At 45.3% G+C, this 12,850-nt stretch carries 11 protein-coding genes; 3 read left to right on the plus strand and 8 right to left on the minus strand.

Translation table 11 applies throughout. The annotated features are described in order from the left end of the window. The first annotated feature begins 236 nt into the window (after positions 1 to 236). Positions 237 to 1,217, plus strand: coding sequence for a porphobilinogen synthase (gene hemB / locus AACV20_RS15880; protein WP_212752616.1), 981 nt, complete (start codon positions 237 to 239; stop codon positions 1,215 to 1,217). A 640-nt stretch (positions 1,218 to 1,857) separates the two neighbouring features. Here the strand turns inward: hemB and AACV20_RS15885 are convergent. From AACV20_RS15885 to focA, 7 genes are all read right to left on the minus strand, one after another. Then, on the minus strand, positions 1,858 to 2,250 hold the full coding sequence (locus AACV20_RS15885; RefSeq protein ID WP_017047713.1) for a DUF2750 domain-containing protein: 393 nt from the start codon (positions 2,248 to 2,250) through the stop codon (positions 1,858 to 1,860). 100 nt (positions 2,251 to 2,350) lie between these two features. Next, a complete protein-coding gene (locus AACV20_RS15890) occupies positions 2,351 to 3,256 on the minus strand; it encodes a manganese-dependent inorganic pyrophosphatase (RefSeq protein WP_010320151.1) in 906 nt (301 codons plus the stop codon). Between the two features lie 210 nt (positions 3,257 to 3,466). After that, a complete protein-coding gene (locus AACV20_RS15895) occupies positions 3,467 to 5,203 on the minus strand; it encodes a glycoside hydrolase family 36 protein (RefSeq protein WP_094127052.1) in 1,737 nt (578 codons plus the stop codon). 205 nt (positions 5,204 to 5,408) lie between these two features. After that, positions 5,409 to 7,871, minus strand: a complete 2,463-nt coding sequence (gene torA, locus AACV20_RS15900; RefSeq protein WP_017044673.1) for a trimethylamine-N-oxide reductase TorA — start codon at positions 7,869 to 7,871, stop codon at positions 5,409 to 5,411. Positions 7,872 to 7,895: 24 nt separating this feature from the next. Beyond that, entirely contained in the window at positions 7,896 to 9,080 is a 1,185-nt protein-coding gene (gene torC / locus AACV20_RS15905; protein ID WP_026028567.1) for a pentaheme c-type cytochrome TorC, read from the minus strand. 51 nt (positions 9,081 to 9,131) lie between these two features. Next, positions 9,132 to 9,308: a trimethylamine N-oxide reductase system protein TorE gene (gene torE / locus AACV20_RS15910; RefSeq protein WP_010318622.1), complete on the minus strand. Its 177-nt coding sequence runs from the start codon at positions 9,306 to 9,308 to the stop codon at positions 9,132 to 9,134. A gap of 639 nt (positions 9,309 to 9,947) precedes the next feature. Further along, positions 9,948 to 10,802, minus strand: coding sequence for a formate transporter FocA (focA, locus tag AACV20_RS15915; RefSeq protein WP_026028023.1), 855 nt, complete (start codon positions 10,800 to 10,802; stop codon positions 9,948 to 9,950). 302 nt (positions 10,803 to 11,104) lie between these two features. Here focA and AACV20_RS15920 point away from each other — a divergent pair, with 302 nt between their 5' ends. Continuing rightward, positions 11,105 to 11,338, plus strand: coding sequence for a TIGR02647 family protein (locus AACV20_RS15920; RefSeq protein ID WP_010318620.1), 234 nt, complete (start codon positions 11,105 to 11,107; stop codon positions 11,336 to 11,338). Between the two features lie 64 nt (positions 11,339 to 11,402). Here AACV20_RS15920 and AACV20_RS15925 read toward each other — a convergent pair whose 3' ends face one another. Then, on the minus strand, positions 11,403 to 11,846 hold the full coding sequence (locus AACV20_RS15925; RefSeq protein WP_013857051.1) for a PACE efflux transporter: 444 nt from the start codon (positions 11,844 to 11,846) through the stop codon (positions 11,403 to 11,405). A gap of 96 nt (positions 11,847 to 11,942) precedes the next feature. Between AACV20_RS15925 and AACV20_RS15930 the strand changes: the two genes are divergently transcribed. Next, positions 11,943 to 12,833, plus strand: a complete 891-nt coding sequence (locus AACV20_RS15930) for a LysR family transcriptional regulator (RefSeq protein ID WP_010318618.1) — start codon at positions 11,943 to 11,945, stop codon at positions 12,831 to 12,833. Positions 12,834 to 12,850 lie beyond the last annotated feature (17 nt).

Consider the following 12,850-nt stretch of genomic DNA (forward strand, 5'->3'; position numbering starts at 1 on the left):
CAAATGTGAAGGCATATGTTTCCATACTAAAAGTTATACGAAGCCTGAATATAGAAAAGTATTGCGTAGTAGGCTGCCACCTCATTTCTGACATAACTATTGACTGATTTTGTATTGAAAATCAGAGTGAAAAAACTGTATTTTTTAGATCAAAAAGTGATTTTTTACTAAAGAGAAATCATAAGCTCTGACTAACGAACCTTTGTATCGAGTAACTTAAATTAGGATATGATATTTTGAATACTGCCCCAATACGACGCCTAAGACGCCTCCGAAGTTCCGAAGCTATGCGAGACTTATTAAGAGAAAATCATGTGCAGCTAGGTGATTTAATTCATCCTATATTTGTCGAGGAGCATATAGAGCAACCTGTGCCAATTTCTACTCTACCTGGCATAAGCAGAATCCCAGAGTTTCATTTAGCGGATGAGGTCCGAGAACTTCATGCTTTAGGTATACGCTATGTGATGCCTTTTGGAATATCTCATACTAAAGATGCGCAAGGAAGCGACACATGGAATGATCATGGTTTACTTGCACGTATGATTAAAATAATAAAGTCTGCTGTGCCTGATATGATGGTTATTCCAGATATTTGTTTCTGTGAATATACTGATCATGGGCATTGTGGAGTAATAAAGAGTAGTAAAGTGTGTAACGACCTTACGGTTGAAAACTTGGTCAAGCAAGCTTTAACAGCAGCTCAAGCGGGTGCAGACATGTTAGCTCCTTCAGCAATGATGGATGGTCAAGTAAAAGCGATTCGTCTGGTTCTTGATGCCGCCGGTTATCATGACGTGGCAATTTTGGCACATTCAGCAAAGTTTGCTTCTTCCTTTTACGGGCCATTTAGAACGGCAGTAGATTGTGAACTCAATGGTGATAGGAAAGGCTATCAACTTGACTATGCCAACGGTCGACAAGCTTTACTCGAAGCTTCTCTTGATGAAGCTGAAGGTGCTGATATCCTTATGGTCAAACCAGGCACACCTTATTTAGATGTGCTTTCCCGCTTAAGGCAAGAGACTCATTTACCGTTAGCCGCTTATCAAGTAGGTGGAGAGTATGCGAGTATTAAATTTGCGGCTCTAGCTGGTGCTCTCGATGAAAAGTTAGTGGTGAACGAAACTTTTATTGGGCTAAAACGAGCTGGAGCAGATTTAATTGTCAGCTACTACACTAAGCAGTATGCGACATGGTTAAGTGAAGAAATTTAGCTGAGTATTTGGCTATGAATTTCAATAATTAACATAAGTTCTCTGCTGTACCAAGACTGTGGACTAAAGGAATGCTCTTTGTCCACATTATTCAATTTTCAGAGTTGGCATATTCGCGTTCAAGTGTTTAAAGCTTTAAGGTTTCAGCCCGTTCTGGCTGAAACACTTCTGCCCCATTTCGTGCTGGTGAAAGTAAACCACCTTGTTCTCATACTAATAGCTTTCCATAGGTTACCTAATACAAAACGTGAGGTGGAGACAGCATAGGGGACAGTCAGAAAAAGAGAAGTACTGTTAGCAGTCCCAGCCTGCCACTGACGTCTTCTATTCAGGTAAAAGACAGTGAGTACCTTGCGCTGCACTTCATTGTCAAACTAAGCCAGTAATGCCACTTTTGGGTACACATCAAAACTGTCTGAAAATACATTCACCCATCCCACTGTGTCATGCGGTTTGTAACGGCAAAACGAGCGTTACAAACTGGAATTCAGGGTATTTGGAAAGCGTTGAGGCCTAGACTGGAGTAAGGCCTATGGCAGGGCTGTCAAGAGCATTGTGAAGTACTTTGTCTGACAGCCGGAGAGTGCCATCTAACATTTAATCGTGTTGGAAAAAGAGCTTCTATCAGAAGCTCTTTGAGTTAGCGCGTTTTACTGGCTTGCTTTTTCAATTCAAAATCAAACTCGTCGGGAAATAACACAACGCCTTCTTCATTCTCATTGGGGAACACCACCACCGACAATTCATCTTCTTCCAAGCCTGAAGTCCAACGGCTGTGCCATTTGTTCAAAGAGATCGCTTCCGCTTCACACGCTTGCCACTCGCCTGTTGCCCATGCCTTGGCAAACTCTTGGTTAGGCCACACAGGAACACAATCATCTTCTTCTGTGTTGAGCATGACACAACCGTGCTCATCTTTTAGTATCCAAACTTCACGGTTTGCAACAATGGCTTTAATGCAGTATTTAAAACGTTCTTCTTCATTATAGCGATTGATTGCTTCTATCTGTTCTGTGGTTAATGCGTCTGCCATAGCCCGGCTCCATGCGAAAGTTGGGGAATATAAAAACGCCTACAGTGTAGCACTGCAGGCGTTACATTTAGAATCTTAAACAATAAGATGATAAAAAGGATTAAGCCAATTCAGCTTGCAGCCAAGGCCAACCTTGTTTCTTACGGCTTAAGGTATTTTCCATCATCAACATGCCATCTTGTTCGTGTTTAGTCAGTTTTTCAGCCCATTCACCGGTGTATAGAAGACGAGTCTGCGCGGTGGTAATGTCGGTCAACATCACGGCGGCAAACGCAAGGCCTTCCTCTTCGCAGCGACGAACTAGGTCTGCTTGAATGGCGTCAATCATGCCATCGACTTGTTCAAGCGTTGCCAATTCCACTTGACCAACCACCACATCACGGCCGTTGAATGGGTAAGCTTTCAAATCTTTCTCAACAAGTTGAGCGGCAGATAAACCTTCAATGTCTGTTTTCGCAATCAAAAGCGCTTTAATAAAGGCATCAAGGTCTTCAACCTCAGCAATTTCAGCCAGTGCCAGCACAGCTTCTTTATCTTTTGGTGTGCACGTTGGAGACGCAAAACCGACCGTGTCAGACAAAATCGCAGACATCATCAATATGGCTAAAGGACGTGTGATTGGCGCATTTTCCATCTTGAATAGGTTGAACAAGATAGTACAGGTACAGCCAACTGGCCAAATCCACGCTTCTAGCGGATTCACTGTCATTACGTCGCCTAGGCGATGATGGTCAACAATACCGAGAATTTCCGCTTGGTTGATATCATCAGGTGCTTGCGCAAGATCGGTATAGTCCACAAGCCATACTTTTTCGCCCGCTACACTAGTGCGAAGTTCAGGTTGATCAACACCGGCTGTTGCAAGAATGTGTTGAGTTTCACGGTTAATTTCACCTTGACGAACAGGCGTCGCTTCTAGACCACGTGCTTTAAGTAATTCAGCAGCAACTAATGCACCACAAATGCTATCACTATCTGGGTTTTTATGACCGACAACGAAAATCATCTTTCTTCCTATTTTAATGCTATTTGATGGCCTATCGAAGGTGATAGGCGAGATTGCTCACAAAGGCCGATACTTTACCTGATTTTCAGAATTTGTCATGACTTGTGGTTAAGAAATTATGGCTAATTTAGCGCAGCATTCCGCTACCCCGAATCATTCAGTTAACCTGAGCACTCTTAACAAGAGCACTCTGTTAACAAGGGCACTCCACTAACAAGAGGTAATCACTGCTCGGCTGGTTAAGCCACTTGCCAAGGAGACTTCAAATACTTTGACTGGCTCTGGCGAAAGCTTATCTCCTGTCCAGTAGTCGTACCAATCCACTGGCTGGCTCGCTGTTAAGGTATAGTCACACGCCTCACCTTGGTAATTGAATAAGCAGTGCAGATCATTGCGTTCTGTTAACTTTAAAAATAGGTGATTGAGAGCCAATGAAGTTGGCTTAGCCGCATCTTGGTTGTGTTTGCGCCTAATCATTAACTTATTTAGGCTCTGCTTAGCAAAAGAGGTCAATTCTGGGAGTGGATCACCTGAAAGCAATAAACCACCACACGCAAGCAATACATTGCGATGAAATTCATAGCTGACGCGATCGGTCGATTGATTCGCAAGCGACGTCAGTGTTGCGCAATCAGGATCAATTTGCCATAACTTGCGGTGCTGCCAACTGCGATAAAAGGTCTCTTTAGCGATTTGTTCAAAGCGCTGTGGCGAACGCTCGACATCGTCCGAAACACGCATGGCATCCACCAGCCCCAGTGACGGCCACATCGGCGCGTTACATCCAAGTAACCATGCCTCTCCCGCGCCTTCGGCGATCGCCTGCATCCCTAAACGGTACGCTTCAACCCCCGTCACTCCCGACTGATAACGCCGTCCTTTAAGTGCTCCCCAATAGTTCGCATCTAACTTAAACAGCTCAACCCCCCACTCTTCTTTCATGGTTTTAATCACATGGGTTAAGTATTCCTGCACGTCAGGATGAGAGCCATCCAGCACATACCAAGGTGTACAGCGCCAGCCACCGTAGGTTATTTCTTCGGCTTTCAGTGGTTGTCTTTGAGCATTTTGTACAAACCAATCTGGATGTTGCTTAAACAATTGAGATTCAGCTTGTGCGATAAAGGGAGCGAGCCAAATTGCGGGTTTTTTGCCCGCTTGTTTAATCTCTTGGATCAGCGCTTTAACACCACGAGAAAACTTATCGGACGGCGTCAACCAATCGCCCATAAACGCCTGATAGCCATCATCCAGCAACACCCATTCTAGCCCCGAAAGTTCTCCTTGCATTGCCGCAAGGTTGGTTAGGATGTGCTGTTCATTAACATCGGCATAATAGGCATACCATGAACACCATCCAACGGGCGCAGGTTGTGCCACACCAGCACGCGGCGTATGGTGACAACTAATATATTGCGCATACTGTTGATACAAACCTGATAATGAATCACCTTGCAAAATAACGACGGATTCTAAACTGTTATTTGTCCAATCTTGTGGATGGGTCTGCTCGCCGTCAATGGAAGCGACTAAATAGGTGCCCGTCCTTTCCTCAAGAATTTCAAAATAGCCAGCAAAACGGTGGCAAGAGGTAAAACCAAACAGTTGGTATCCGGTGGATTGTTCAATCACCAGCGTGTTGTAATAACGTTGGCTGTCTTGCAGCGGGTAAATCCGGTAGCTCAAGCTATTGTCAGGGCAACGCCCCACATCCACCGGATGATGCGGCGAACCTGCAGTTTGCGCTAGCATTTGAAAACCGTCACCAATCACTCGTGCGTCCGATTCAACGTCAAATAGAGTGCGAAACAGCGAGTAGTGATCGGAAATGGGCGAGTTATGTATTCCTGAATAGGAAAAACTGATCTCATCGCCTTGCAATTGGGCAATCAAATCCGGTTGAAGTAACTCAACTTCTCGATGACATGGCAGAGTGATCGTTGTCATAACACCTCAGTACAAAGTACAAATTGTTGTTCTGGCAGTGTCTAATGAATTCGCGTTGCATGTAAGTTGTTTTGATCACGTTTTCTCTTTGACGTGGCTCCGTATGCTATTTTATTCAACAATGAGAACGCCCAAGGTACAAGTTTGGATGTGACAAGTAAAACGCCAGCATGTTTGCTGGCGTTTCGTTGAGCTCATGACGGAATTACGCCACTTCGATTGGTCCACCGAATGACGTCACTGGTGGTACTTTACCAGTAAATTTCTCGAAATCGACAATGCAAGTATTGGCTGAAGTGGCTTGCGCCAGCTCAGATGAGCCGACATCGAGTGTGAGTGTATTTGGATCGCCATAGGTGCAAATAGCTCCCTCTTTTTCATTCAACGGGCCATACCACGCCCCCTCTTCGATGCGGATCACGCCGCGCGGGTAGCCATCGCTTAAAACGGCACCAGCTAATAGCTGGCCGCGATCATTAAATACGCGAACTAAATCCCCAGCTTTAATGCCTTTTTGTTTCGCATCGATTGGGTTGATATACACGGGCTCACGGCCATTGACAGCATAGGTCGCGCGATACTCTTCTGACTCACACATTTGTGAGTGCAAACGCTTATCTGGGTGACAAGATTGTAACCAATATGGATGCTTATCTGAACCCGGACCGCCGTGCGAACGCTCGGTTTTTTCAAACCACATCGGGTGATCTTGGCAATGTTCATAGCCATAACGCCCAATCTTACGTGACGTAATCTCGATAAAGCCAGACGGTGTACCCAATGCGTTTATCTCAGGGTCTTTACGGAAATCGGCGTGGCGAACCCAAGGTTGGCCTTCACCAAAATCCAGTACGCTCTGCTGCCAAAACTGTTCAAATTCTGGTAAATCAAACTTACCCGCGTTGGCTTTTTTACACTCGTCATAGAGCGAACGGACCCACTCCATCTCATCCATGCCGCGTGTGAACTCTTCATGGCGGCCAAAGCGACGCGTCAATTCAGTGAAAATCTCAAAGTCAGTACGCGATTGGAACAGAGGGTCAACCAAGCGGTGCATGGCAATCAAACCCTTGCCCGAATAAGAACCGTATACATCGATATCATTGCGCTCAAACTGAGTACAGGCAGGAAGAACGATGTCGGAGAAACGGCAAGTCGCCGTCCAAGCAAAATCGATCGTGACGACGGTTTGAAGCTTGCGGAACGCCTTCTTCATTCGGTTACGATCTTGGTGATGATGCCACGGGTTGTTGCCTGAAATAACCATCATTTTGTAATCGGGTAGTTTTACGCTCGAACCGTTGTAGCGGATCTCTTTACCCGGTTCCAGCAAACAATCGACCCAACGGGCAACAGGAATCGTTTTACTGTAGCCGTTGTAGTTTTCGTTGTCCCATTTCGGTTTTGAACCCGTATCTAGGTTACGTGGAAAACCGCCGGGCGAGGCAAAACCGGTTGATGGGACCCCAATACCAGAATAGTGATGTCCGTAGGAGATCCCCCCGCCTGGCAGGCCAATTTGACCAACCATCGCCGCCACAACCGCACCAGCCCAGTAAGGCTGTTCGCCATGCTCTTGACGCTGAATACACCAACCAAACAGTAACTGAGTTCGGCCATTAACGAGCATACGTGCAAATTCGCGGATCTTATCGGCTGTTACGCCACAAATCTCGGCGGCCCATTCTGGCGACTTAACAATCTTATCTTTCGTTTCGCCTTGAACGTACTGAATAAAAGGTTCAAATCCTAAGCAATAGGTTTTGATGAACGCCTTGTCATACAGATCTTCGTTATACAACACATGCGCCACCGCCAACATAAACGCCACATCGGTCTGTGGGTTAATGTACCAATGGTCACTGTTTAAGAAGCGCTGGGTTTTATTCTTGACTGGATCAACCGAAATAACGTTAATCTCTCCTTTCGCCACTTTTTCTTTCAACTGATCAAGATAAGGAAAGGATTGGTGCGTTTCACAGTTCCAGCCAACTTGCAGGTTTTTTACCGGGTCGGTCGCCCACAAAACAATGTTGTCTGAATGCTCAAGAATTTCAGACCAAGAGGTTCCTTGGGCATACACTTCTGTCGAACCTAACACGTAAGGAAGAATGGTTTGGCCTGCACCTGTTGAGTAATCGCCCACTTTGGTGATGAAGTTACCGTGCATACCTACAGCGCGTTGCATCATCGCTGTACAGTTGTGAAATGACCCCGTTTGGTTCCAACCCGTTTGTCCTGCATGCAGCGCCCAAGGGCCGTACTCTTTTTGTACACGCTCAAGTTCACGATAAAACAGATCCAACGCTTCATCCCAAGTGACGCGGATAAAACGGTTGTTGCCACGTGTTTCGCCGCTGTATTTATGTTTTTTGAGCCAATCAAGGCGAACCATTGGGTAACGCACTCGTGATGGGCTATAGATAATGCCTTTGATTCCGTTGAGCATATCAGTGGGGTGCGTGTCTGACTCTAGCGGCTTGACCGATTGTACTTTTCCGCCATACACATGTGCGCGAAATGCACCCCAATGAGAGCCTGATACTTTCCAACTGCCTGTTGTTTCTGCCGCGTTAGCCGATGTCGAGACCAATAAACTTGGCCCAATAACCGACGCCGCACTGGTGGTTGCTACACCTTTAAGAAAACTTCTTCGTGTAATCGCCATATTTAAAACTCCGTTTGACGTGGATTAATGGTGACCTTCAGCAAAATCTGAAGAGTGTTTTTGTAGATACTTCAAGACTAACGCTTCGCTGTCTGTGTCGAAGTTGACGAATGCCATCATGCCGTTAAACATGCCCGGCCAAGTATTCGCATCAAAATGCGCTTCATCCGGTTGGCTATGACAGACAGAGCAGTTCGTTTTATAGGCCTCACCCGCTTTTTCCCAAATAGGATCCACGCTATCGAGCATGGCTTGTTTTTTCATCCACACTTTCGCGTTTACTTTTTCCCAAGGTAGACCGGTGAGATCATCGACACGCTTTTCACCAACAGTGACGATTGCATCATTTTGTGCCGCTTCTTTCATCAAGGAGCCCACAGCGATGTTCATACCAAAATCTTCTTGGATTACACGACCAAAGCCTTTTGCTTTACGCCAGCCATCAATTTCGATTTGAATCATCTCTCCTTTCTCATCCAATACCGTGACTGCCGATGCTGGGTTCAGAAGGCCTGCTTCGACTTTGGCTTGCGCATCTTCATAAATAGGTAAGAAGCGAACGCTCACCACTTGCTTGCCGACCGAGTAATCGGTTTTAGATGCCAACTGCTCTAGTTCGCCAATCAGTCCGCCTGAGCTATCCATATTTTTAGGCAGGTTGTGGGCGATCCCTTTATGGCAATCTAGACAACTTTGATCTTTTTCCGCTGCTTGTTTCATCTGAATACGCGCGGTTGCCGACATCTGTTCGAAATCCATCGAATCGTAATTGTGGCAATTTTTACATTCCAATGAGTTGTTGGCTGAAAAGCGCTCCCACTCATGCTTGGCCAATTCAATACGGCGCTCTTCGAATTTTTCAGGGGTACCTAAATCACCAAAAACTTGCGCAAATACCTCCTTAGAGGCTTGCATCTTACGCGCAATTTTAGCGGTCCATTCGTGTGGTACGTGGCAGTCTGGGCAAGTGGCACGCACGCCTGAATGGTTTTTCCAGTGCACGGTTTCTTGCAGCTCAACATAAACGTTGTCGCGCATTGTGTGGCAGCTGATACAGAATGCTTCTGTGTTGGTGGCTTCCAGTGCAGTATTAAAACCGCCCCAGAAAATCACACCGGCGATAAAACCGCCCATCGTGAGCACACCAAGGCTGATGTGCACGGCTGGACGAGTCATAGTGCGCCAAATTTTGACTAACAATGATTTCATGATTCGCTCTCTTAAATTTTCGATCAAAAGGATTACGGGTGAACCGTGGAATTAACCGTGCGCACCAGGAGGACCAAAGAGGAACACTTGCAGCATCCAAACAATAAATCCATAACCGCCGACAAAGGCGATACTTAAGATCGGAAAGAGAACCACTGTGATTAAGAGGAAAGACTTCCACTCAAGCGAACGTTTCTCATTACTCTCTATTTTATTAACATCACTCATACATTTGCCTGTTTTGTATTTCAGTCATTTTGAGCAGCTCGACGACAGAGCTCAGCTTATTACCATTTCTGATACGAAATGTTAGACCATACTCTTTGTAGGGTTCAATCGATTCCTAGCTTATATAGCAAGGAATCCACTACTTTTTTGAGCTCGCACGGAGTTGTGTTTGATTAAGAATTTATGTATAGAAATGTGAGTAGTTGTGTCAATTTAATTTCTTTTCATAAACGTTAAACAAGAAACAAAAAAGAAACAAAATGAATTGCAAGATAGGATTGAGGTGCGAATTTCTTCCCGCAAAACGCTCAAATGGCAACCGAAATGTAACATTATTATTAACAAAATGAGGCATAGTAGATGTTGATCACCGCTCAGGAATCGGTGTTATATTCGCCCTACTTCAGTGCATAATGCACTGCCCACTGCTGGGTTTTTGTGCACTTCTTGATAGAATTGATCTTACACACTGGCTTTAAAACAGCTTATCCACAGAAAATGTGGATAAGCTGTTTTAAAGGTATAAATAGTGAACAAACACTAGCAGAAGCAGTCAACACCACCTAAGGCGATGGTTTAGAGATGGCAACAAAAAGCGGCCCTTAAAGCCGCTTCTAAAATCATCTCTTCAATAAGGAATTATTCGTGAGATCCATCTCGAAGGTAAATTAACCAGTACCAAATGCCAACAAAAACACCCCCACCGATGATATTGCCAATCGTCACGGGTAATAGGTTATTGATCAAAAAACCCATTAAGTTAAGGTCTGCGTAGTCGGCAATATTGGCACCCGTCATCTGCCAAAACTCAGCGGGTGCAAAATATTTGATACCAATTGCCATCGGAACTTGGAACATATTAGCGATGCAGTGCTCAAAACCCGCGGCGACAAACATGGCGACAGGTAAAATCATCACCATAATTTTGTCAGTCAAGGTACGACCACTGAAAGTCATCCAGACCGCCACACACACCAACACATTACACATAATGCCAAGCGCTACTGCCTGCATAAACTCGTGGTGCAACTTATGCTGAGAAATGGCCATCGCATTGAGGCCAACTTGTCCACCATCAAACATATATTGTTTGGAAACGAGCATACAGGCGACAAGCATCAGCGCACCAGCAAGGTTGCCAAAATAGACGATGACCCAGTTTTTAATCAGCATGCTCCAAGAAATTTTGCCACTCGCACGTGCAACCAAAGTCAGCACTGAACTAGTGAATAACTCACCACCGGTGACCACCACCAGAATAAGACCTAAGCTAAACGCAAAGCCGCCGATAAAACGGCTCAGACCCCAAGCCATATCGCCCGTGCCTGTCGTCACTGTAGTGTAAAAAACGAAAGCAATACCGATATGAATGCCAGCAGAAATGGCAAGAAGGAAAGACTTCATCGGATCTTTCGTCGCTTTTCCAACGCCAGTTTCTGCGGCGCGCTCTGCCATTTGCGGTGGCAATAGGGAATCAAATTGGTTTAAGTTCATGGCAAGTAACATTTTGAAACAAGTTATATAAGGCGCGGATAATCGCTCCATTCCTATGACAATTCAAGAGCTATTTTCCATGTTTACAAAAAATGTGTTTAGCGTGATGAAAATCATAAAAATTTATTGATAGCCCATATCCAGCGTCTATGGATAGCCACTCTCTTGCAAGCCAATGATGAATATAACTGTGTGAAATATCCCCAATTTGGTTGCAGATAACATTTCTTACAACAACTGATTGCAGCCAACAGCGCCGCCATCTATGGTGACAAAAAATCATTCACTATATAGGTGTCGAGATGAAATTTACTCAACAAAATATCGCCGAGCTCAATCTACTCCTCCAATTTGATTTAAGCAGCGCTGCGACTGGCATTAAAGTCCGCAATGATGCGTCTGACGACATGCAATCCGCCGTTCAACGTCTTTACGAAAAAGGTCTATGTACATTACCTGATGGTGGCTATTTGACGGATGAAGGCATCGAAGTGGCCGAGCATGCAGAGCGCGTGCTGCGCGTTTTGAACTCTTAATCTAGCCTGCAAAGGCAGCCGAGACTCTGCTGGCTGCCTTGCCCCTTTAAAAAACCGCCTTTCTTTATTTGGCCATTCGCTCAATCCAACGTTGATAGGGCTGAATTCGATCATATCCCCAGTTAAACAGTGTGGTGTAGATAAAGAAAAAGGTCAGAAACCCAGCTTCCAAAATCAATGCATCCCACATCGATACGTCTAAAACCCAAGCGATCACCGGAATAGAAATAAAGACGAGCCCACCTTCAAAACCGGTCGTGTGTAACAAACGTAAGCTAACCGTACGCGCTAATCGGTTGGTACCAAACACTCGGTCGAACAAAACGTTGTATAGATAGTTCCACGCTACGGCAAATAGGCTCAAACCAATACCTATCATGGCTAAATCCCCCGTTCCCTGCCCTGTCACCAATGCGGAGATTGGAATAATTAACGCTAATGCGGTCACTTCAAACGTTATTGCATGGAAAAGGCGCTCTTTCATCGACAGCTCTCTCATTGACATCATTTTTCTCCTCTTTATTCTTCGTCTGAGGTGTTGAATGGACTCATTTTCATCTATATTGAAGATACTAAAAAGTTAGATAGTATCGGTAAATGAGATATGTTGAGTATTGATCAGTTGCAAGCCTTCACCGCAACCGTTGAGAGTGGCTCTTTCTCCGGCGCGGCAAGACAGTTGGGCAAAGTTCAATCGGCCGTTAGCCAACACATCATCAATTTAGAAATTGATTGCGGTGTAGAACTGTTTGATCGCTCCGGCCGTTATCCACGATTAACCGCGCAAGGCGAACGACTTCTACCGTATGCGCAAGCGACGTTGCAGCAACATCAACGCTTAGCGCAACAAGCACAACTGCTTGCTTCATCACCCAATCAACAGCTTTCGCTCGCGATGGATGAAGGGATCCCGTTACAAGGGTTAACCCATTTATTCAAACAGTTAGCCACACAGTTTCCACACATTGAAATTGAATGTTTAAGTGCATCAAGTACCGATGTGATTGAGATGGTGGAACAAGGTCGCGCTAGCTGTGGGATCATCTTCAGTGAATTGGCCTTACCGAATAACCTTGATTTTGAAAATGTCGGTTCAATCCGTTTTGATGTTTATGTGGCCGCAGAGCATGAATTGGCTCAGCATCAAGCGCCCCATATCGATATGCTAAGATTGCATCGCCAACTCGTTATCCGCTCACGCAGCCATAAAACCAGCAGTTTCCATCAAGCCTTTAGCCCCGAGATATGGTACGCCGATAACTACTATCTATTATTAGAGATGGCGTTAAGCGGTTTAGGATGGTGTTTGCTGCCAAGCTATTTAGCCGAAAGTGAACAAGCGATGGGGAAATTAGTGCGTGTCCCTGTTGAGTTTGAACAGCTGGCTTGGTATACCAACATTGATGTCATTCAGCACCAGCGCATGAGCGCCGATCCTATCCATAAAATGGTCAGGCAGTTGTTGCGCCAGCTTAGTCCACTCACCGATGCCTGATCGGCATACAATCAATA

Source organism: Vibrio sp. B4-6, from assembly GCF_963888245.1.
GTDB lineage: Bacteria > Pseudomonadota > Gammaproteobacteria > Enterobacterales > Vibrionaceae > Vibrio > Vibrio anguillarum.

What these genes read in the sequence shown, in the direction of transcription:
- AACV20_RS15885 (WP_017047713.1), bottom strand. Translation starts at nt 2,250, where the DNA reads ATGGCAGACGCATTAACCACAGAACAGATAGAAGCAATCAATCGCTAT.
- AACV20_RS15890 (WP_010320151.1), bottom strand. Translation starts at nt 3,256, where the DNA reads ATGATTTTCGTTGTCGGTCATAAAAACCCAGATAGTGATAGCATTTGT.
- AACV20_RS15895 (WP_094127052.1), bottom strand. Translation starts at nt 5,203, where the DNA reads ATGACAACGATCACTCTGCCATGTCATCGAGAAGTTGAGTTACTTCAA.
- torA (WP_017044673.1), bottom strand. Translation starts at nt 7,871, where the DNA reads ATGGCGATTACACGAAGAAGTTTTCTTAAAGGTGTAGCAACCACCAGT.
- torC (WP_026028567.1), bottom strand. Translation starts at nt 9,080, where the DNA reads ATGAAATCATTGTTAGTCAAAATTTGGCGCACTATGACTCGTCCAGCC.
- torE (WP_010318622.1), bottom strand. Translation starts at nt 9,308, where the DNA reads ATGAGTGATGTTAATAAAATAGAGAGTAATGAGAAACGTTCGCTTGAG.
- focA (WP_026028023.1), bottom strand. Translation starts at nt 10,802, where the DNA reads ATGAACTTAAACCAATTTGATTCCCTATTGCCACCGCAAATGGCAGAG.
- AACV20_RS15920 (WP_010318620.1), top strand. Translation starts at nt 11,105, where the DNA reads ATGAAATTTACTCAACAAAATATCGCCGAGCTCAATCTACTCCTCCAA.
- AACV20_RS15925 (WP_013857051.1), bottom strand. Translation starts at nt 11,846, where the DNA reads ATGATGTCAATGAGAGAGCTGTCGATGAAAGAGCGCCTTTTCCATGCA.
- AACV20_RS15930 (WP_010318618.1), top strand. Translation starts at nt 11,943, where the DNA reads ATGTTGAGTATTGATCAGTTGCAAGCCTTCACCGCAACCGTTGAGAGT.